This window comes from Lentzea sp. NPDC003310, assembly GCF_040610935.1.
Lineage (GTDB): Bacteria > Actinomycetota > Actinomycetes > Mycobacteriales > Pseudonocardiaceae > Lentzea.
Genome location: NZ_JBEXNC010000017.1, coordinates 23693 through 44744 on the forward strand (window position 1 = coordinate 23693; position 21052 = coordinate 44744).

13 protein-coding genes are annotated in these 21052 nt (G+C 69.3%); 3 read left to right on the forward strand and 10 right to left on the reverse strand.

From position 1 onward, the window contains the following. Positions 1–1068 (reverse strand): phenylalanine--tRNA ligase subunit alpha, encoded by a 1068-nt coding sequence (gene pheS, locus ABZX02_RS31585; protein WP_355303597.1) that lies wholly within the window; start codon positions 1066–1068, stop codon positions 1–3. A gap of 134 nt (positions 1069–1202) precedes the next feature. On the opposite strand from pheS, the gene ABZX02_RS31590 reads away from it, so the two are divergent. Together ABZX02_RS31590 and ABZX02_RS31595 are read left to right on the forward strand one after the other, a co-directional pair. Next, a complete protein-coding gene (locus ABZX02_RS31590) occupies positions 1203–2954 on the forward strand; it encodes an HSP90 family protein (RefSeq protein ID WP_355303599.1) in 1752 nt (583 codons plus the stop codon). A gap of 2 nt (positions 2955–2956) precedes the next feature. Next, positions 2957–5659, forward strand: coding sequence for a hypothetical protein (locus ABZX02_RS31595; RefSeq protein ID WP_355303600.1), 2703 nt, complete (start codon positions 2957–2959; stop codon positions 5657–5659). Here the strand turns inward: ABZX02_RS31595 and ABZX02_RS31600 are convergent. The 5 genes from ABZX02_RS31600 to infC all read right to left on the reverse strand — a co-directional run bounded on the left by ABZX02_RS31600 (position 5656) and on the right by infC (position 8738). Then, the gene (locus tag ABZX02_RS31600; RefSeq protein ID WP_355303602.1) at positions 5656–6543 is read right to left on the reverse strand and encodes a S41 family peptidase; all 888 of its coding nucleotides are present in this window, start codon (positions 6541–6543) and stop codon (positions 5656–5658) included. The two genes, ABZX02_RS31595 and ABZX02_RS31600, sit on opposite strands and share 4 nt — an antisense overlap. Positions 6544–6579: 36 nt before the next feature. Next, positions 6580–7422 (reverse strand): RNA methyltransferase, encoded by an 843-nt coding sequence (locus tag ABZX02_RS31605; protein WP_355303968.1) that lies wholly within the window; start codon positions 7420–7422, stop codon positions 6580–6582. After that, positions 7419–7808, reverse strand: coding sequence for a 50S ribosomal protein L20 (gene rplT, locus ABZX02_RS31610; protein ID WP_355303604.1), 390 nt, complete (start codon positions 7806–7808; stop codon positions 7419–7421). Before rplT ends, ABZX02_RS31605 begins: the two co-directional genes overlap by 4 nt. A 79-nt stretch (positions 7809–7887) precedes the next feature. Further along, positions 7888–8082, reverse strand: coding sequence for a 50S ribosomal protein L35 (gene rpmI / locus ABZX02_RS31615; protein ID WP_086663968.1), 195 nt, complete (start codon positions 8080–8082; stop codon positions 7888–7890). A gap of 50 nt (positions 8083–8132) precedes the next feature. Beyond that, positions 8133–8738, reverse strand: coding sequence for a translation initiation factor IF-3 (infC, locus tag ABZX02_RS31620; RefSeq protein ID WP_355303607.1), 606 nt, complete (start codon positions 8736–8738; stop codon positions 8133–8135). Between the two features lie 301 nt (positions 8739–9039). Between infC and ABZX02_RS31625 the strand changes: the two genes are divergently transcribed. Beyond that, positions 9040–9381 (forward strand): DUF1844 domain-containing protein, encoded by a 342-nt coding sequence (locus tag ABZX02_RS31625; RefSeq protein ID WP_090012317.1) that lies wholly within the window; start codon positions 9040–9042, stop codon positions 9379–9381. Positions 9382–9400: 19 nt separating this feature from the next. On the opposite strand, the gene ABZX02_RS31630 is transcribed toward ABZX02_RS31625, so the two are convergent. The 4 genes from ABZX02_RS31630 to ABZX02_RS31645 all read right to left on the reverse strand — a co-directional run bounded on the left by ABZX02_RS31630 (position 9401) and on the right by ABZX02_RS31645 (position 21020). Next, a complete protein-coding gene (locus ABZX02_RS31630) occupies positions 9401–10054 on the reverse strand; it encodes a hypothetical protein (RefSeq protein WP_355303609.1) in 654 nt (217 codons plus the stop codon). After that, the gene (locus ABZX02_RS31635; RefSeq protein ID WP_355303611.1) at positions 10051–10641 is read right to left on the reverse strand and encodes a hypothetical protein; all 591 of its coding nucleotides are present in this window, start codon (positions 10639–10641) and stop codon (positions 10051–10053) included. The genes ABZX02_RS31630 and ABZX02_RS31635 overlap by 4 nt, the downstream gene beginning before the upstream one ends. A 243-nt stretch (positions 10642–10884) precedes the next feature. After that, a complete protein-coding gene (locus ABZX02_RS31640) occupies positions 10885–11259 on the reverse strand; it encodes a hypothetical protein (protein ID WP_355303613.1) in 375 nt (124 codons plus the stop codon). 14 nt (positions 11260–11273) lie between these two features. Continuing rightward, positions 11274–21020 (reverse strand): LamG-like jellyroll fold domain-containing protein, encoded by a 9747-nt coding sequence (locus ABZX02_RS31645; RefSeq protein WP_355303615.1) that lies wholly within the window; start codon positions 21018–21020, stop codon positions 11274–11276. Positions 21021–21052: the final 32 nt, after the last annotated feature.

The window sequence follows — 21052 nt, forward strand, 5'->3', positions numbered from 1 at the left end:
TCAGGCCTCCGTTCCGAATGGCTGGGTGAAGCGGACGTCGCCCTCGACCATGTCGCGCATGTCGGGAAGGCCGTTGCGGAACTGGAGCGTGCGCTCCAGGCCCATGCCGAACGCGAAGCCCGAGTAGACGTCCGGGTCGACGCCGGTGGCGCGCAGGACGTTGGGGTTGACCATGCCGCAGCCGCCCCACTCGACCCAGCCCGCGCCGCCCTTCTTCTCCGGGAACCACACGTCGACCTCGGCCGACGGCTCGGTGAAGGGGAAGAACGAGGGACGCAGGCGGGTCTTCGAGTCCTCGCCGAACATGGCGCGCGCGAAGGCGTCCAGGGTGCCCTTGAGGTGGCCCATCGTCAGGCCCTTGTCGACCGCGAGGCCCTCGACCTGGTGGAACACCGGGGTGTGCGTCGCGTCGAGCTCGTCCGTGCGGAACGTGCGGCCGGGGCACACGACGTACACGGGCAGGTCGCGCTCCAGCAGCGTGCGGGCCTGCACCGGCGAGGTGTGGGTGCGCAGCACGAGCTGCGAGTCACCCGGCGCGATGTAGAACGTGTCCTGCATCGAGCGGGCCGGGTGGTCCTTGCCGAAGTTCAACGCGTCGAAGTTGAACCACTCGGTCTCGAGCTCGGGGCCTTCGGCGATCTCGTAGCCCATGGCCACGAAGACGTCACCGATGCGCTCGGCGAGCGTGGTGATCGGGTGGCGCGCGCCGCGCGGGAAGCGGTCCCAGGGCAGCGTGACGTCGACGGACTCCTCGCGCAGCACCCGCTCGTCGCGCTCGACCTGGAGCACGGCGAAGCGCTCGTCGAACGCGGTCTTGATCGCGGACTGCGCCTGGTTCACCCGCTTGCCGGCCTCGGCCTTGGCCTTGGGGGGCAGGGCACCGATCTCGCGGCGCGCGAGCAGGACGGGCGACCGGTCACCGAGGTGGCCGGGCTTGACCGCGGCGAGCGCCTCGAGGTCGGCGGCTCCGGCGAACGCCTCGCGCGCCTTCTGCACGGCCGCGTCGAGGTTCTCGGCCGACAGCGCCGCGACCTGCTTCGGGTCGTACGGGTCGTTGGCTCCGGACATGGTTGTAGGACAGCTCCCGTCACGGACTTCGGTAATGAACAGGCCGATCCTAGTCGGTGCCGTGTTGACCGCTCGGAGCGCTTCCGTTAAAGAGCGGCACCAACCCCTCGGTCGTCCTTAGGATGGTCGGCATCATGTCGCACACCTTCCGCGTCGACCTGCGCGGCATCATCGACCTGCTCAGCCACCACCTGTACAGCAGCCCGCGCGTCTACGTGCGGGAACTGCTGCAGAACGCCGTCGACGCGATCACGGCGAGGCGCGAGCTCGACCCGTCCTGCCCCGCCGACGTCACGATCACCTGCGGCTCCACGCTGACGATCACCGACACCGGCGTGGGGCTCACCGAGGACGAGGTCCACGAGCTGCTCTCCACGCTCGGCCGCACGTCGAAGCGGGACGACCTGGGGTTCGCCCGCGAGGGGTTCCTCGGCCAGTTCGGCGTCGGCATGCTGTCGTGCTTCCTCGTCGCCTCCGCGGTGACGGTGATCACGCGGTCCGCGCGCGGCGGTCCGGCGGTGCGCTGGGAGGCGGATTCGTCGGGCAACTACACCGTGTCCGTTGTGGACGGTGACGTACCGGTCGGTACGACGGTGAGCATGAGCGCCTCGCACGGCAACGAGCACTGGCTGGAGGCCGAGGTGGTGCGGCCGCTGGTGAGCGACTACGGCGACCTGCTGCCGGCTGTCGTGACGCTGGACGGCGAGCAGGTCACCCGCGGCGTGCGGCCGTGGGACGACGAGGACGCGGACCTCTCGGAGTACTGCGAGCGGATCTTCGGGTTCACGCCGTTCGAGGCGATCCCGATCGAGGTCGAGGCGGCGGGGCTGACCGGTGTCGCGTTCGTGCTGCCGTCCGGCGTGCACCCCGGTACGCGCCAGACGCACCGGGTGTACCTGAAGAGGATGCTGGTCGGCGACAACGTCGAGGGCCTGCTGCCGGACTGGGCGTACTTCGTGCGGTGCGTGGTCGACGCGTCCGCGATCAGGCCCACGGCGTCGCGGGAGTCGCTGTACCAGGACGAGATGTTGCTGGCGGTGCGCGAGGAGCTGGGCGAGCAGATCCGCGACTGGCTGATCCGGCTGGACGCGATCGAGCCGCGCCGCGCGGGCGAGCTGCTCGCCGCGCACCACCTGGGCATCAAGTCGCTGGCGCGGTCGGACGACGAGATGCTGCGGCTGGTGGAGCGCTGGCTGCCGTTCGAGACGACGGACGGCGCGATCCCGTTGCGGCAGTTCAAGCGCAAGCACGGTGCGGTCCTCTACATCCCGGACGTCGACGAGTTCCACCAGCTGGCACCGGTCGCCGCCGCGCAGGGCCTCGGGCTCGTGAACGCCGGCTACGCCTACGACCTCGAGCTGCTGAACCGGCTGAGCGCGCTGGACGGCCCGTCCGTCGCGCGCCGGGTCGCGCCGTCGGAACTGCTGGCCGCGCTGGCCGATCCGGAGCCGGACATCGAGACGGCGCTGCGGCTGCGGCTCTCCGAGGGCGCGGCGGCGCTCGACCGGCACGACTGCGACGCGGTGATCCGCGACTTCGACCCGGTCTCGTTGCCCGCCTTGCTGATCACGAACGCCGAGCAGCAGCGCAAGCTCGACACCGAGCAGACCGCGGAGGAGGTGACGGACCCGCTGTGGGCGGAGCTGCTGGGTCAGCTGACCGCGGGCTCCGACTCGTCGCGCGCCGAGCAGCTGGTGCTGAACTGCCGCAACCCGCTCGTGCAGCGGCTGGCGCGGCTCACCGACCCGTCGCTCGTGGAGCTGACGCTCGAATCTCTGTACGTGCACGCCGTCCTGCAGGCTCGGCGGGCGATGCGACCGAAGGACACGGCGGCGCTGAACCGCTCGTTCCTGGAACTTCTCGACCGCGCCGTTGGGGGCAAGTGATCATGGCCGACTTCACCGCCGAGGACGCGGAGCGGGCGTTCCTCGAGGCGTACAACATGCCCACGGGCATGCCGAAGCACGAGGCGCTGGAACGGGCCGCGCGCATGTCCGACGCGCTCGGGCACCTGCCGCTCGGCGTCTCCTGCCGGACCGCGCTGATCGACTCCGCGTACTACCTGTCGCGCTACGACCTGATGCTCGCGCCGTTCGCGTGGGTGCGCTCGGCCGAGGAGAAGGACCCGGAAGCGTTCAACGAGTACGAGGTCCACTCGCTCAACTGGGCGCACAAGTGGATCGCGACCGGGCTGCGCCGCGACCCGAAGTTCTCCTTGGAGCAGCTGCAAGCCGTCATCGGACAGCTCGCGGACCGCTACGCGAAGCTCGGCTTCTCGGTGCAGCCGGTGCACGGCGCCCGCGCCGAGTACGCCTACCACGTCGGGGACATGGCGGGCCTCGCCGAGCAGCTCGGCAAGTACATCGCCACGGAACGCGGGCCGATGGCGGACTGCGAGGCGTGCGTGGTCGAGGAGCAGGTCTGGATGCTCGCGCGCCTCGGGCGGCACCAGGAGGCGGCCGCGCACGGCTGGGAGGGCCTGTCGGGCAACACCGGCTGCGCCACGCAGCCGCAGGGCATCCTGTCGGCGCTGCTGTGGCCGTTGCTGGAGATCGGCGAGCTGGAGAAGGCCGCGCACGCGCACACCACGGCGTACCGGCTGATCAAGGACGACGAGATCACCTCGTACGTGCACGAGCACATCCGGTTCTGCGCGCTGACGGGCAACCTCTCGCGGGGTGAAGACATCCTCCGCCGGTCGCTGCACAAGGTCACGGGCGTGCAGCTGCCCGCGGACGAGATGTCGTTCGCGGAGTGCGCTTCCGTGCTGCTGCAACGGCTTCCGGCGGACACGCAGTTCGAGGTCCCGGCGGTCGGCACGCGGACGGCGGCCGAGCTGCTCGAGCGGTTGTCGCGGCGGGCACTGCAGCTCGCGCGCCAGTTCGACGAGCGCAACGGCACGCCGGCGTGGGTCGAGCGGATCACGAAGTCGTTGGAGCAGAAGGACTACCCGGCGGTGGAGCTCGCGGTGCCCGCCGCGCCGGTGACCGCTGCCGCCGAGGAGTCCGTCGTGTCCGGCGACCCGGTGGAGATCGCCGAGTCGATGGTGGCGCTGTACGACCAGGGCGAATTCGTGAAGGCGCGGCGGATGCTCGTGTCGCTGCCCGCGGACATGGACTCGCTGCTGCCGCCCGACCTCGCCGCGCACGCGGGCATCCGGCGGATGACGACCGGGCTGGTGCCGTTCGACGGCGACGTGTTCGAGTCGCTGCTGACGGCGCTGCCCACCGACCTCGCGCTGCGCTACCAGGCGCGGCTCGCCATGGGCCTCGAGGCCGGGCGCGACCTCGCCGAGCGGTGCCTCGCCGACGCGACGTCGGACTACACGCGGACGGTGGCCGCGCTGACGCTGGCCGAGATCTACGACGACGCGCACGAGCACGAGCGGTCGAACGAGATGATCGCCCTGGCGTCCTCTTTGGACGTTCCGGAGCTGCGCGGCCGGGTCGCGGTCGAGACGGCGGAACACCGTGCGCGGCAACAGGACCTCGACGGCGCGTACGCGGACGTCCTCGCCGTGATGGCGGGCGAGCTGCCGCCGAGCGCGCGGTTCGAGGGCTACCGGTTGCGGCTGCGGCTGGAGACGTTGCTGGGCAAGGTTCCCGAGGCGATCGCGACGGCACGGGCGTTCGTGTCGGCGTTCCCCCTGCCGGAGTCCGCCGAGGCGCGCTGGTACCAGGTCGCGACGATCCAGGAACTGGACCAGGAGGGCGCCTGCCTGGGCGACCTGCGCGAGGCCGTCGCGATCTCGCGCGTGCACCTCTCCCCCGGTCACACCGCGCACTTCTGCTTCGCGCTGAGCGGCGGCTACGTGCAGACGGACCGGTTCGTCGAGGCCGCCGAGGTGCTCGAGGAGTCGTTGCGACTGCTGCAGGACGGCCAGGAGGACCTGCGCCTGCAGGTGGTGTTCCGGCTCGGCCAGGTGTGCCGCAAGCTGGGCGAGTTCCCGGCGGCCGAACGCTACCTGCGCGAGGCGTCCGCGCTGCTTCCGCCTGAGGAGACGGGCCGGCGCGCGTTCCTGCTCGACGCGCTCGCCTCCGTGCAGGGCAGGCTCGGCAAGCACGACGAGGCGACCGCGTCCTGGCGGGCCGCCGCGGCGCTGTGGCAGGAGGAGGGCAACCTCTCCGAGGCGATCGGCTCGCTGGTCGAGCTGGCGTCGAACCTGCCCGACGAGGAGGTCACCGAGACCCGTGCGGCGGTGACCGACGCGGAGGCGTTGCTGCCGTCGCTGGACGACCCGACCGAGGTGTCCCGGCGGCAGGCGGAGATCGCCGCGATCCGCGCGTGGGTGCACGGCCAGGTCGGCGAGTTCGCGCAGGCGATGAAGCAGTACCGCGACGCCGAGGCGCTCGTGGTGTCGCTGGGAGACGAGGGCTGGCGGGTGTTCGTCGTGCTGAAGGCGGCGCACGTGCTGCTGATCGCGGACGACGCCGCGGGCGCGGAGGCCGAGGCGCGCCGGGCGGCATCGCTGCTGCCCGACGACAACCAGGCCGGGAACGTGCTCTCCATGCTCTCGGAAGCGTTGCGGCGCCAGAACAAGCCGTCCGGCACCGATCCGCTGGTGCGCGAGCTGACCGCTCGACTGGACTAGTCGGCCTTCGCGGTCGCCTTCTCGTAGGCGACCGCAAACGCCTCGTCCGCCGGCACCTGGATGTGCGGGACGACGCCGACGCCCTCCCAGTTCGTGCCCGAGATCGGGTTGATCGCGCGGCCGTTCGGGATCGACGACTTGAGGTGCGGACCGACGCGGTAGCGGTCGCCGGGGTGCGCGCCGCCCTTGGTCGTCTCGCCGATCAGCGTCGCGCGCTCGTTCTGCTGGAGGTTGTAGCTCAGCTCCTCCGCGCCGGAGAACGTGCGGGCGCTGGTGAGGACGTAGACCGGCTTCGTGCCGCCGAACTTCGGGCCTGGCACGTGCGGGAGCGTCCAGTACTGCTGCGTGGTGTCGTCCGGGCGGTTGTAGATGTCGTTGAGGTGCACCTGCTCGTCGAACAGGTAGCTGCAGATCAACGCGACCGTGTTCGGATCCCCGCCGCCGTTCTTGCGCAGGTCGATGATCAACGCGTCGGTGTGGGCAAGGAGGTTCATCGCGGCGATGAACGCGGGCGTGGCCACGTCCGCGTCGTGCAGCAGGCTGAGCTCCAGCAGGCCGATGTTGCCTTCGAGCCGTTCGATCCTGCGGATGCCGAACGCGTCGAGCTCGGCTTCCCTCTTGTACGCCACCGGGTCCCAGGCGGACTCCTGGCCGGTCTCGGGGACCTCTGCCTCGCTGTAGAGCAGGCGGAGGTGCTTGTCGCCGTTGACGGACTGCAGGTCCGCGGTCACCTTGGCCGCGAACTCCTCGTCATCGTCCACATCGGAGTAAGCGCCCTCGTCGAGACGGGAGCGGAGGACCTTCGCGATCTCGTTGGCCGTGTCCGGGAAGACGTAGTAGGAGGCGAGCTGGGAGCAGAGGAGTTCGATCTCGGGTTCGCGCACGGGCGCACAGTAGCCGCGCGCCCGTTCCGCGTCAGCTCAATTCCGCTGGTCCCTGGCGGAGGCGTAGAGGCACACCGCCGCGGCCGTCGCGAGGTTCAGGCTCTCGGCGGCGCCGTACAGCGGCACCTTGAGCGAGGTGTCGAGCTTCGCCACGACGTCGTCGGGCAGGCCGTGGGCCTCGCTGCCGAACACCCACGCGGTGGGCTGGGCCAGGTCGCCGTTCTGCGAGGCCTCGACCAGGTCCTGCTCCGCGTAGCCGTCGGCCGCCACGAGCCGCAGGCCGGCGGCGCGGCACGCCGCGAAGACCTCGTCGGCGTCGCGGGACCGGGCGATCGGCAGGTGGAAGAGCGAGCCGGTGGAGGCGCGCACGCACTTGCCGTTGTGCGGGTCGACCGTGTCGCCCGCGAAGATCACCGCGTCCGCACCGGCCGCGTCGGCCACGCGCGTGACCGTGCCCGCGTTGCCCGGGTCGGAGACGCCGTGGAGCACGGCCACGAGCCGTGGAGTGCCCTGCAGCGCCTGGTCGAGCGGCTGCGGGACGGCGTCGCACACCGCGAGGATGCCTTGCGGCGTCACGGTTTCCGACAGCGAGTCGGCGGCCTTGTCGGTGACCTCGCTGATCCGGATGCCCCGCTGCGAAGCGGTCTGGAGCAGCTCGGCGTTGCGTTCCGCCGCCGTGGCCGTGACGAACAGTTCGTGCACCGCGCCGTTCTTCCAGGCGAGTGCCTCGCGCACGGCCTGGGCTCCCTCGGCGAGGAAGCGGCCGGCCTTGTCGCGGCCCTGGCGGCGCGTCAGGTGGCGAGCAGCAACGACCCGAGGCGTCCGTTCGGTGAACGGAGCTGCCTCGGGTCGGTTGGTCCCGCTGAGGTGCTGGCTCAGGCCTGGTCCCCGGCCGGAGCGTTCACGTCGGCCGGGAGCGCCTTGCGGGCGATCTCGACGAGCGCGGCGAACGCGGTGCCGTCGTGGACGGCCAGGTCCGCGAGGATCTTGCGGTCGACCTCGACGCCGCCCAGGCGCAGACCCTGGATCAGGCGGTTGTAGGTCATGCCGTTCGCGCGGGCAGCGGCGTTGATGCGCTGGATCCACAGCTTGCGGAAGTCGCCCTTGCGCGCACGCCGGTCGCGGTACGCGTAGTTGAGCGAGTGGAGCACCTGCTCCTTGGCCTTGCGGTACAGCCTCGAGCGCTGGCCGCGGTAACCGCTCGCCAGCTCAAGGGTGGTACGACGCTTCTTCTGGGCGTTTACAGCCCGCTTGACGCGTGCCACGGGTCCATCCTGTCGATCTCATGGGGAAACCGGCGTCGGGGGCCGGTTTCCCGAATTAGCTAGGGGGTGTCGAAGCGGGTCAGAGACCGAGCAGCTTCTTGATGCGCGGGGCGTCGTTCTCCGACACGACCGCGGTGCCGCTCATGCGACGCGTCACCTTGCTGGACTTCTTCTCCAGGATGTGGCGCTTGCCGGCCTTCTCCCGGAGGATCTTGCCGCTGCCGGTGACCTTGAAGCGCTTCGAGGTCCCGCTGTGCGTCTTGTTCTTCGGCATTTCCGTCCTCGTCTCGTGCTACCCACCGGGTCGGGGGCGGCCATGCGTCCTTATTCGGAGGCGTCGCCGGCTTCGACTTCGCCGTCCTGGTCCTGCTTGACCGGACGCGCCTTGATGTTCTTGTGCGGCGCCAACACCATGATCATGTTGCGGCCGTCCTGCTTCGGGTTGGACTCGACGAAGCCGAGCTCCGCGACGTCCTCCGCCAACTTCTGCAGCAACCGGTAGCCGAGTTCGGGGCGCGACTGCTCGCGACCGCGGAACATGATGGTCACCTTGACCTTGTTCCCGTGCGAGAGGAAGCGGGCCACGTGGCCCTTCTTCGTCTGGTAGTCGTGCGGGTCGATCTTCGGCCGGAGCTTCTGCTCCTTGATCACAGTCAGCTGCTGGTTCCGACGAGACTCGCGGGCCTTCTGCGCCGTCTCGTACTTGAACTTGCCGTAGTCCATGAGCTTGCAGACCGGCGGTCGAGCCTGCGCGGCGACCTCGACGAGGTCCAGATCCGCTTCCTGCGCGAGTCGGAGTGCGTCCTCGATGCGAACGATCCCGACCTGCTCGCCGTTCGGTCCGACCAGTCGGACCTCGGGCACGCGGATTCGGTCGTTGATGCGCGGCTCGGTGCTCGCGGGAGCACCTCGGTTCGAGGGACTTGTCATTCACGTCCTTTGAGACTCGTTTGCGCCAAAGACAAGAGCCCCGTCGTCTGTGTCGACGACAGGGCCCGCTTCCGACCGATCGAATCCCGGCCTGCTCGGACGCCCGTGCGCCCTGACTGCCAGGATGACCGGACCCGGCCACCTGTGAAGACGGTGATCGCGGGTGGGAGCGGGGCTCCACTTGCCGCTCTCGCACTAACGAGAGCTGGTCGCGTCCGAAATAGTAGCAGACCCTCTTGTCAACCCCCGAATCACGGGCCTGTGACGTGGGTCCTGCCAGGCCTCTTGCTTGAATGGGGGCGTGACCGATCCGCTTGAAGACAGCATCCGCGACCTGGGCGACGTCCCCAGCATCGAGGTGATCAGCCGGGCCGCGGTGATGCTGCTGTCCGCCTCCGCGGAGCGCCTGGGCCTCGCCGACCCGGACCCCGACAACTCCCCGCGCCGCGACCTCGACGAGGCCCGCCGCCTGATCACCGGCCTCGCCGGCCTGGTCACGGCCACCTCGGAGTACCTCGGCCCGCACGCCGCGCCGCTGAAGGACGGCCTGCAGTCGGTGCAGCGCGCGTTCCGCGAGGCCTCCGCCGTGCCGGACGAGCCCGGCCAGGGCCCCGGCGAGAAGTTCACCGGCCCCGTCTACTGACGCGCGTGGTGCGGGCCGATCACTCGGCCCGCACCACGACCGGTTCCCACGGCTCGGCCGTGACCTGGAAGACCGCGCTGGCCCGTTGCCCGGTCGCGGCCCGGAACGTCACGGCCGACCCGTTGTGCAGCGGCCCGACGGCGAGGTGCTCGACCGGCGGCTCGTCGTACTGCGACAACCCGAGCACCCTGCTGCCCGGCACCACGGACACGGTGAGCTGCTCGATGACCGCGGGCCCGCCGAAGTAGCTGAGCCGGAACTCGTCCGGCGCCCCCGGCGTGATGGCGAACGTCGGCATCCCGACCCGGCTGCGTTCGACCGCGAGCAACCCGGTGATCTCGTTGAGCTGGGCCGTGGCCTGCTGAGCGCTGAGCTGGGCCTCGTCCGCGAGCATCCGCGACGCCGCAGCCTCCTGCGCCGCCTTCCCCACGGCCTCCTCCGCCTTCGCAGCGGCCTTCTTCGCCTCGTCGGCGGCGTTCTTGGCCTGGAAAGCGCTGGCCGTGGCCTGCTCGACAGCCTTCCGCGCGGCCTGCGCCTCCTCCTGGGCCTTGACCACGGCCTCACGAGCCACCTCGGCGGCAGCCTGCGCGTTCTTCGCCTCCCGCGCCTGCCACAACGAGATGGCCACCGCACACATCGCGACGACCGCCGCGATCACCGCCAGCGCGATCATGCCCGCACCCCCACCGAGGCGAGCTGCCGGCGGGCCAGCTCGTCGATCACGTCCGTGTCCCCGGTCCGCCACGCCACAGCGGGATCCCCGTCGAACTTGCTCAGCTGGCGCGGACTCAAGCTCGTGAGCGCCCTCAACGCCAGCAGGTCGGGCTTGTCCCGCAGCCGCGCCGTGTTGGCGGCCTTGCGCGCGTACCGCAGCCGGAGCGGCAACCAGGTGATCAGCAGGAACAGCACGGGAACCACGACCAGCGCGGTGGCAAGCCAGAAGGCGCTGTCCTGCACCACACCGATCTGCGCGTTGCCCGCACTGGTCAGGGTCTCGCCGGCCTTGGTGCCGTTGCCCAGTGCCCCGGCCAGGTCGTCGCCGACCAGCGGCACTCCCCTGGCCTTGTTCGCCGCGTTGGTGAAGACCTCGCGGATGTCGCCACCCGCGTTGACCAGTCCGTCTCCCGGTGCCCGCAGTTCGAGCACCCAGTCGTGGACGGTGGTCGCCACCCAGATCCAGAGCGCGACCCAGCCGACGGCGAGGAGGTCGGCGATCAGCTGACGCGTGAACCTTGCCGGTCTGTCCGCGTACCACTTCATGGTGCGGATGGTGTCACGGGGTGAGCCGCGGCGATGCAACGGCTCACCCAGACCTCGCCCATCAGCACTCGTTGCCGCAAACCGAGAGTCCAGCGGAAGAACGCATCGATCTTCATTCGTCCTCCGGATACGAGACAGGGTGCACCTCCACGTTGGAAGTGCACCCTGGCCTCAGGCTGCGCGATCAGCTCCTCTATTTCCCGCCGCGGATCGCTCGGCGGACCACCTGCCGCCGACCATCGATCACCGGGGTTCCGCACCCCTGGCAGCGGCGAGTGCCCTGATCGCCTCGCGCAGAGCGTCTGCCACACCGAACCGACTGGTCCAGGCGTCGAACACGGCGTGCTGATGAGTGTTGTCGAGATACGCCAACTCCGCCTCCACCTTCATGTTCCCCCTGGCCCCGTGCCTTTCTCCGAGAAACCACAGCGTCAGCAAGGAACGTTCGGCGATCCACTGCCCGATGAGCACCTGAACGTCGTGGTCGAGTCTTTCATCCGACAACAACCTGATCGCCAGGTTCACACCAGGATCACTCGTGGGCGCCTCCAACTCCTGCGGTGGCTTCCACTCGTCGGGCAGCTCGTCGAGCCATCCCCACGGATCCGGTTCCTTCATCCCGCGGCCTTCCTCTATCCCCTGCCGTCGTTGTGGCCGTAACGGAACCACTCGTGGATCTTCCCCAACACATCCGTTGGCACATCCCTGCCACCGGCGCTGACCACCCGCGCACAATAATGCGCGCACGTGCCTCGGCCGAGGTTGTACTTCGGGTACTCACCCCTCTGCGTCTTCAGCACCTCGGCATCGATTTGCACCATGGCGAGATCCGCCCGCGGCAACGCGATTCTGGATTGCTGGATCACCCAAGGGCCGTCCGCGGCAAACACGTCGGCCATCATCCTGTTTCCGGGAGCGAGAATCTCGGCGCCGGCCGTCGGATTCTTGATCGACCCGTACTGGTGGCTGGTCACTCTCTCGCCGCCGTGCTCGACCGTGAGCAACACATGGCCGTCCTCCATGTCGCCGGTCTCGGGGTTCTGACGGTGGATGTAGTGAACGGTCGCAAATCCCGCCCTCGGATCGTTGTCACCACCGGGAGTACAGCCAGCATCCTGGTTGTGGACCAGGACATCGGCAGCGGCCACCTTCCCAGGACCGCCCGCACCCACGTAGTACGTGTGCAGCCCGTCAACCGTGAGGTTGTAGACCAGCCGCCCACCGGAGAACGTCCGAGTCCCGGTAACAGTGGCAGACCGGTTGTCCGCGGTGAGGAACTGATACCCAGGCCGGATGTCCTGGGCCTCACGCCACCCCAGCCCGACCACCCAGAACGGGTGCTCGTCGCTCACCGAGATCTTGCCGGTCCCGGTCTCCGAGGCGATGTCGAACTGGTGCACCGACGCGTCCGTCAGGTACTCGCGGACGTCGGTGATCTTCTTGGGAGCGGTCTCACCCGTGGTCGGGTCGGTGGCCAGCACGACGTCGCCGACGCGCAGGTCCCGGATCAGCTTGCGCGTCCCGTCCGCCATCAACACCGGGGTGTCGCCGGTGAAGCTGTTCTTCGCGGTCGGGATCGGGCAGGCGGCGCCGGCCGCGTTGCGGGACGACGCTCCCGCGTCCTTGGCCTTGTCGTTGCCCCTCTTCTTGTTCGGCCCGAACATCCCGATCAGGTCGCCGAGGCCGGGGACCTGGCTGTTGGCGAAGTCCGAGACCATCTGCTCGCCCACGGACTGCACCACGGACACACCGGGTTTGATGATCGTGGCCTTGATCGTGTCCCAGACCTTGTTGACGTCCTGGACGTTCTCGGCCACGGCCGACACCAGGCGGGCCGGCATGTTCGCCGAGGAGGACACCAGGTCCTTCATGGCGATCTTCGGCTTCAGCACGGCCTGCAGCACCGGCATCGCGTTGTTCTTGACGGCGTGGGCGATCGCGGCCTTGGCGCGAGCCGTCACCGCCCTCATCGCGGCCAGTCTGGCCGCTGCGGCGGCCGCTGCCGCCGCGGCTTTGCGCGCTGCTGTCTGCGCGGCCTCGCGTGCCGCCGTCTTGGCCATGTCGCCCGCGTTGCGGCGGGCGGCGCCTGCCAGGTCGTCACCGTACTTCCTGCCCGCGCCCACCACGTCGTCGCCGTACTTGCGGCCCGCGCTCGCCACGTCGTCGCCGTAGCGGCGGCCGGCACCGATGATGTCGTCGCCGTACTTCGCGAGGTACTTGACGCCCTTGGCGAGCTTGCCGAACGGGACGAAGTTCGAGGCGGCCCACAGGAAGTTGCCCAGGCTCGGCTCGCGGATGAAGTTCGCGATGTCGTTGTAGCCGGAGACCTCCTTGACGACCTCGAGGCCCACCTTGGCCACGGACTTGACGCCGTTCCAGACCGCGCCCCAGTTCGGCCAGTGGCCGTCGGGGTCGATCATGTCGAGCACCCGGCCCGCGCCGTAGGTGTAGCGGTTGAACAGGATCGCGGCGCCGGACGAGGCCGAGACCGTGTCACGGGAGGCGAAGGCACCGGTGTTCGGCTGGTACCAGCGGGCGCCCATGTTGACCTGGCCCGAGTCCGGGTCGGTCCAGTCGCCCTGGTAGCCCACCGAACGCTTCGTGCCCGCCGAGGCGATCTGCTTGCCGAACGGGTCGTAGGCGGTCGAGTCCTGCATGCCGCCCTGCGCCGGGTCGAAGCCTCCGACCAGGTCGCCGTGCTTGTCTGTCAGGGCGATGCGCTTGTCGGTGCCCTGCTGCAACGAGAGCAGCTCTCCGGAAGCGCCGCGGCCGAACAGCGAGTCGGAGTCCGAGACCGGGTCGATGTCGGTGCCCGCGTACTTGAACTGCTTGGTGTTGCGGGAGACCACCCGGTCGAAACCGTCGTAGGCGTAGGAGGTCTGCCCCACGGCGATCATCCGGTCGAACGCGTCGAAGGAGAACTTCTCCTCGAAGCCGGACGACGTGCGCGACAGCATCGCACCGGACGGCGAGTACTTGTACGTGTAGTCGCTGTCGGACTCGAGCCTGTTGCGTTCGTCGAAGACCGCGGTCTTGGCACCGGCCTTCGTGCGGTTGCCGGAGGCGTCCCAGTCGTAGTCGGTCGTGACGCCGCCGACGGTCCACTTGTCCAGGCGGTTCGCGAAGTCGTAGGTGTAGGTGTTGTCACCCGAACCCGCGAGGCCCGCGGTCACCTTGCGCGTCAGGCGGTCGTTGTTGTCGTACTCGTAGGCCAGCGAGGACACGGTCGCACCGGAAGTGCCGTCCTTCAGCACGTCCGACTTCATCCGGCCGAGCTGGTCGTAGTCGACGTCCCGGGTGCGGCTGGCGCCGTACTGGACCTTCGACACCTGCCCGGCCGCGTTGTAGCCGAACACCTGGCCGGTACCGGTGATGCCGTCGGTCGCGGTGTGCAGGCGGCCCTTGTCGTAGGTGAAGCGGGCGGTGCCGGAGACGTCGGTCCTGGTCTTCATCCGGCCGAGGTCGTCGTACTCGAACGACGAGTCACCCGACGGGCCGTTCGCGGTGAGCATGCCGCTGCGGTCGTTGTAGGTGAAGACGTTCTTGCCGCCGGGAGCGCTCGACTCGAGCAGCCTGCCGACCGGGTCGTAGGCCTGGACCCGCTCGGCGGAGGCCACGCCCGTGCCCGCTCCCGTCTCCCGCTCCAGGCGGTTGAGGAAGTCGTACTGCCGCTCCCTCGTGACGCCGCCGGGCGCCACCATCTTCGCGGGGTTGCCCATGGCGTCGTAAGACGTCGTCCACGTGCGGTCGGCCGCGTTCGGGTGGGCCCCGGTCGACGGCTCCACCACGGTCTCCGGCAACGACCAGGAGTTGTAGGTGGTGATGAACCGGTTGCCGCGGCCGTCGGTGTAGCGGGTCCGCTGGCCGGTGGCGTCGTACCCGAACGAGGTCGTGATGCTCTCGGTGTCCGAGACCGGCTCGACCTGCTGGGTCAGCCTGCCGAGCGCGTCGTAGGAGTAGCGGGCGGTCTTGGTCATCGCGTCGGTCGCGGTCTCGACGTTGCCCGTCGCGTCGTGCGTGTACGACGTGCGGCGCAGGATCGACCCGGCGCCGTCGAGGCTGAACTGCGCGTTCATCCGGCCGGCCGCGTCGTAGCGCACGAACGTGGTGCGCCCCATCGCGTCCTGCTGCCACACCTGGCGGCCGGAGCCGTCGTAGCCGAACTTCGTCGTCACGTTCGCCGGGTCGGTGGACGTGAGCCGCTGTCCCAGGGCGTCGTAGGTGTAGCTCGTGACGTCGTTGTTCGGCGCTGTGGACTTCACCAGATCGCCGGCATCGTTGTACTCGAGCTTCGTGGTGTACGCGGCGGCGACGGGCTTGCGCTCCAGCACCGACGAGGTCACCACGCGGCCCAGGTCGTCGTACGTCGCCTCGGTGCGCGCACCGGTCGGGTCTGTCGCCGAGAGCTGCTCGCCCTTGTGCGTGTAGGTGTACTTCCACACGCCGCCGACCTCGGTCGGCGCGTCCGGCTTCGGGTCCTGCCGCTCGACCATGCGGCCGAGCTGGTCGTAGCGGAACCTGGTCACCGCGCCTCGCGCGCTCGTCGTCTCGACGGCGTTGCCCGCGGCGTCGTACTTCGTGGACGTGACGGCCTTGATCGGCGTGGTCGTGCCCGGAGCGACGTAGTCCGGCAGCTCCACCCTCACCGGGCGGCCGGTCTTGTCGTAGAACCGCTTGCTGATGTGGCCGTTCTCGTTCTTCGACTGGACTTCTTCGCCGAAGGTGTTGAAGCCGACCACGTTCTCCGGCCGGGTGGTGACGGGGGTCCCGCCACCGGTCTCCACGGCCACGGCGGGCTGCTTCACCCGGACCTGGCGCTCCTGCTCGTCGTAGGAGAACTCGGTGGTGTGGCCGCGCGCGTCGGTCTCCGACACCATGAGCCCGCGGCGGTCGTAGGCGCGCGCCGTGGTGAGCGCCTGCGTGCCGAGCTTGACCGACTCGGTGAGCTGGTTGCCCACGCTGTCGTAGGTGTAGTCGACGACCTCGCTCGTGGCCGCGCTCAGGGTGCCGGTGTTGGACGCCTGGCCGGACTTGACGATCTGCTTGACGAGACCGTTCTGGTCGTAGGCGTAAAGGGTCGTGCGGGCGAGCTTGCCCGCGCCCGGATCGGCGACGACCTCCTCGACCTGGTTGTTGCGGTTGTACTTGAACGACGTGAGGCGATCGCCCGCACCCTTGCGGGTCAGGACGTTGCCCGCGGCGTCGTAGGTGTTCTCCTCCAACAACTTCGTCGACTTCGTGCCGTCGGCGTTGCGCACCTCGGCCCGGGACCTGAACAGCAGGCCGTTTTGGAAGTAGTCGTACATCGTCTTGCGGCCCATGGCATCCGTCTGCCACACGAGCCGCCCACCCATGTCGTAGGTGTACGACTCCATGACAAGCATCTGCCCGTTGTCGGCGGTCTCGCCGGTGCCGACACCACCGCTGACGGGCTTGCCGTGGAAGCCGCGCATGCGGACCTCAGCGAGCTTGTTGCGCGCTGTGTAGGCGTATTCGACCTTGGTGCCCAACGGGTCCACAACGGACGTTCGATTGCCGAAGACGTCGTAACCGTAGGACGTCGTCGCGCCCTCGGCGTCGGTCACCGAACTCTGCCGGCCACGATCGTCGTAGCCGTACGCGATCGTCCTGGTCTCGTCACCACCGGTCAGGTCGGCGATGTCCACCCGCTCGGGCAGCCCGTCGGCGGTGAAGGTCGTCCTGGTGTGCCGGGTGTGCTTGACACCCGTCACCGCGTTCGTGACGGCGGCGTCGGTCACCTCGACCGGCTTGTTCCGCCCGTCGTAGACGAACTTGGTCTCCAGACCGGCCGGGTACTCGTCCGAGACCTGCTTCTCGCTGATCTTGCGGCCGAGCAGGTCGTACCGGTACTCGGTCGTGATGCCCGAGGCGTTCTCCGCCCGCGGCGGTTCCGTGACGGAGAACAGGTCCCCGTTCGCGTGGTACAGGTAGTCGGTCTTCTTGCCGCGCCCGTCGGTCGTGCTCAGCAGCAGGCCGAGAGGAACGTCGACACCGTTCGCTCCCTTCCTGTCGCCCAGCTCGGCGTACCGGTGCGTGACGGTCGAACCGTCCGGCATGGTCTGCTTGACCAGATCGCCGCGCGAGTTGTACTCGGACGTCGTCTTGTACGTGTCGTCGGTCGCGCTGGCCGAACGTCCGTCACGAGCCGTGAGCTGCTTGTCGATGCGGGGATCGGTGTCGTTCACACCGCCCGCGGCCGGCTTGTGGTACGTGAAGTACTCCGTGTCGCACATCGTCGACGTGCGACACGTCTTGCGGGACACCACGTTCCCGCGCTCGTCGTGCTTGAGCTCGACCTGGTGGCCGTTCTCGTCGGTGATGACGTGCTGGAAGCCGCTCTCGTCGTAGTCGTAGGTGCGGACCCCCAGCCCCTGGACGGGACCGCCGGTCCAGGTCGGGTCGCTGCCCGTCTTGCCACCGCAGTACGTCGGGCTGCCGTCGGGGTTCGGTGTCGGAGCGGTGGTGCACGGCGGCGCCGCCGTCGGTGTCGTCGGCACGACGGACGGGTCCGCCCTGTCCTCGTGCCGCACCCCGATGCCGAGCGGGGCGACGAAGCGGATGATCCGGCCCTTGACCGGGTCGTAGTCGAAGAAGTGCGGCCTCCTGCCGGGGTCGGTCACCTCGATCGAGCGGACCAGGTTCTTGACCGCGCGGCCCGCCGCGTCCTTCTCCTCGGTGCCGGAGACCTGCGGCAGCCCCAGCTTCCAGGTGCCGCCGTTGGCGTCGGTGTACTCGGAGATGCGGTCGTTGACCGTGTCGTAGGTGAGCTCCGCGGCGACCCTGCCGCTCGGCATCGTGACCTTGGTCAGCTGGTCGGAGTGCTCGCGAGCGGAGTAGTGCGCCTTGACCGCGGCCTCGCCCAGCGGGTGCTGGTAGATCGCGACCTCGTCGATCTGGCCGGCGAAGAACTTCTTGCCCTCGTTGGGCCACCAGCCGTGCGGCGCCCAGTCGGCGGGGCCGACGGCGTGCGCGGCACCGACCTGGCCGAAGTTCAGCCTGCTGTCGTCGATCTCCGCACCCGTGATCTCGCCGACCTTGACGCCGTCGAGGTACATCGTGGTGACCGCGAGCGAACCGGTGAGCACGACGTGGTGCCACTGGTCGTTGTTCACCGCAGCGGAGCTGGTGATCGGCGAGACCCTGCCGTGCCAGAACTGCCCGCGCAGCTTGCCGTCCCTGTCCACGTACAGGACGGGGACGGCGCCTTCGGGGTTCTGGTCGAACGGCTTGTGCTGGAAGCCCATCAGCGGGCCACCGGTGGTGGTCTTGAACCACAGCTCGATGGACAGGTCGCGGCTCTTCTTGATCGCGCCGTCGGGCAGCTTGACCAGCGAGCTGGTGCCGTTGAAGCCGGTCGCCCTGTCGGGGCTGCCGGCGAGCGGACCGGCGTGGTCGCGCGTGGTGTCGCGGTGCTCGCCCCAGTCCTTGGTCAGGTTGGTCGCGACCTGGCTGACCGCCGCGTTGCCGGCGGGTTCGCCGAGCCGCCAGTACGAGTCGGGCTTCGAGTCCATGACCGCGGACCGGTAGTGCGAGCCGTTGGAGTACTCGTACTGCGTGCAGGCACCGGTCGGGTCGCAGACCTTCTTCAGCTGGTCGCCGAAGTACTCGTAGGTCCACTTGATCGGCGGGCTGCCGGCCGTCGGGGAGTCGGTCCTGACCTCCTTGACGTGGTTGCCCGAGTACGTGAACCACAGCGTCCGGTTGCTGGTGCGGTTGACGACGCGCTTGATCAGCCCCGTCGTGCCGTAGTCGAGCTCGACGAGCCGCGCCGCGTTGTCGTAGATCGACATCAGCTTGCCGTCGGTGCCGCGGAACGTGTACGTGGTGTTGGACTTGTCCACCAGCACGTAGTTCAGGGACGCGACGTCGCGGTAGAAGGTCGCGAACCGGCCGGGCGGCGGGTCGAAGCTGCCATCCTCCGCGTTCTTGCCGAACCTCACCGCCTGGCCGTCCGGGTACGTGACGACGACGTTGCCGCTGCCGTCGTCGTCCGGCACGACGCGCATGTCGTAGCGCGTCGACCAGCCGGCTCCGAACGCGAGGTCCTTGCGCGGGTCGAGGCTGTTGTAGGTGCGGGCGACCGTGAGCTCGGGGCCGGTCACGCCGACGGCCGAGTCGACGGCGGCGGTGGTGTAGTTGCCGATCTGCGGGTCGAAGTCGAGATCACCCGCGCTGTAGGGGGCACCGCCGAGGTGCGAGGTGATGTCGGGCTGCGGCACCGCGGTCAGCAGTGCGCTGAACTCCAGCTTCTCGCTGCGCGCACCCTGCGGGTCGATCGCGAAGGCCCGCCAGTAGTAGGTCTCGCTCCACTGCAACCATCCTTTCTGGACGGTCCAGGTGCGGGACTTCGACCTCGGCGAGATCCGGCAGCCGACGTCGATCACGCCGGTGAGCTCGTTCTTCTGGCAGATCTCGAACTCGTAGTCGATCGTCGTGTTCGGCGGGGCGTCGACGTCCACCGCGTCGGCCCACAGCTGCGGCGTGAGCACGGGCGACGAGTGTCCGGCCGGCGGGTACTGCGCCTTCACGATCGGCGGCAGCTCGAACACCGTCAACGACAGGCGGGCCGGCGGGATCTGCTCGTCGGTGAAGAAGGTGTTGCCGTGCACCATGCTGTAGTCGAGCAGGTAGTCGCCCGGCTCCAGCTGGAACACCCTGGCGTCCAGCGTGACGCTCTGACCCGGCCCGACGGGGCCCGGCAGTTCCGCAGCGACGCGGGCGTCCTTCGGCTGGCCGGTCGCGCTGAACGCGCGGTAGGAGAGCTTGTAGCCGGCCCCCGGCGTCCACGTCTGACCGCTCGTGTTCGTCACCGTGATCTTGACGGTCGGCTTGGGGTCCGCGCCGCCGTCGCTGGTGCGGTGCACCGGGGGCTCCGGTATGCCGCGTTCGATCTTGTAGGAGGCGTTGTACGGGGTGCTCGTGACGAACAGCCGCGGCGGGTTGGCCGTGCCCGCACCCGCGAACAGCTTCCAGCCCGCCCCCGCCTTCACGGCCAGACCGTTGTTGGTCTGCCCCTTCGCCCAGCCCTGGACCAGGTTCCGACCGGCCTCGCCGAGGTCGATGGCTTCCGGACGGGGCGGGCAGGCCGAGTGCGACTGGCCGAGACCGACGTGGCCGTAGGCGAACGACGCTCCGGCGAGCGCGCCGCCGACGGGGAGCACCGCCGTCGTGCTGCCGCTCCACGACTGGTTCACCGGGTGCACGCTGATCGGCTGGGGCCGGCACGACGGTGCGTCGTAGTTGGACAGGTAGAGCTGTGCGCCGAAGACGCGGTGGTTGGTGATACCGCTGACGCCGAACTGCAGGTAGGTGGTGTAGCCGTCACCGGACTTCAGGGTGGAGCCTGTCAGGGAGGTGCTCGTGCCGTTGGTGGAGATGGCCGGGGAGGCGTTCAGACCGCTCACCGTCGGGTCCACGGCAATCGGGAACTGCCTCGCACCGTCCCGGATCCAGGACTCGTCCGCGGTCATCTTCAGCGACTGACCGCCGTTGTGCGACACGATCTCGTACGAGACCGCCGCCGAGACCGCACCTGCCGCGTCGGTCATGTCACCGGCGGGGATCCGGGCCTTGACGGCGCCCGAGCTGTCGCTCAGCACGACCGCGCGGTCGACGACCTTTGCCTGCAAGCCCTTGAGCTGCAACGGGAACGTCCACGACGTCGCGGCGTCGCGCGCCGTCAGGACGAGGGTCTCCTTGACCCCGCCGGACGCGACGTCGAGCCGCAGGTCGGTGTGCGCCGCGACACCGGGGTAGGTGATCCGGCTGCCCTCGACGCGCGCCTTCGCCGCACCGCTCCCGGCGAACCCGAAGGACATCTCGTGGTCACCGGGAAGTCGCATGCGGACGAACGGCGATTCCGAGGCCGTGGCGCCGAACCGCGTCTCGACGGAGTCGGCCGCGTTCCGGAAACCGTCGCCGTCGGGGACGATCGTGGTGTCGACCGGCACCCACGTGCCGTCGGAGCGCTGGAAGTGCAGTGGCGCCTGCGAGTACTCGGTCGTCAGGGTGCCGTCGGTGTTGCGGAACGTGCGGGAGTTCGCGTCTCGTTTGGTCGCGTCCTCCTTGCTGCTGCCCGGGTTGAAGCCGGTGAACCCGTTCGGGGCGTCGACCTGCTTCGCCTCGTTGGGCGGAGGTGCGGGCGCGGCCGGGAAGTTCGGCTGCGGGTACTTGGCGAGTTCGGACTTCGGCATCGCGCGGTTCGCACCGCCCGGGCTCTCCGTCTCGTGTGGCTGATCCGCCGCGGAGCCCCAGTGCTGGTCGGGCGCGAGCTCGCTCGGATCGAGCGATCCCCCCGCCGCCCACTGCGGGATCAGCTGCAACGCCGACGGGCCGACGGTGCCCACCAGCAGCACCATGATCAGGCCTGTGACTGCCGCGATCCTGCCTT

Excerpts from the sequence above, each read along its gene's own strand:
- pheS (WP_355303597.1), bottom strand. The coding sequence starts at position 1,068 with ATGTCCGGAGCCAACGACCCGTACGACCCGAAGCAGGTCGCGGCGCTG.
- ABZX02_RS31590 (WP_355303599.1), top strand. The coding sequence starts at position 1,203 with ATGTCGCACACCTTCCGCGTCGACCTGCGCGGCATCATCGACCTGCTC.
- ABZX02_RS31595 (WP_355303600.1), top strand. The coding sequence starts at position 2,957 with ATGGCCGACTTCACCGCCGAGGACGCGGAGCGGGCGTTCCTCGAGGCG.
- rpmI (WP_086663968.1), bottom strand. The coding sequence starts at position 8,082 with ATGCCGAAGAACAAGACGCACAGCGGGACCTCGAAGCGCTTCAAGGTC.
- infC (WP_355303607.1), bottom strand. The coding sequence starts at position 8,738 with ATGACAAGTCCCTCGAACCGAGGTGCTCCCGCGAGCACCGAGCCGCGC.
- ABZX02_RS31630 (WP_355303609.1), bottom strand. The coding sequence starts at position 10,054 with ATGATCGCGCTGGCGGTGATCGCGGCGGTCGTCGCGATGTGTGCGGTG.
- ABZX02_RS31635 (WP_355303611.1), bottom strand. The coding sequence starts at position 10,641 with ATGAAGTGGTACGCGGACAGACCGGCAAGGTTCACGCGTCAGCTGATC.
- ABZX02_RS31640 (WP_355303613.1), bottom strand. The coding sequence starts at position 11,259 with ATGAAGGAACCGGATCCGTGGGGATGGCTCGACGAGCTGCCCGACGAG.
- ABZX02_RS31645 (WP_355303615.1), bottom strand. The coding sequence starts at position 21,020 with ATGGTGCTGCTGGTGGGCACCGTCGGCCCGTCGGCGTTGCAGCTGATC.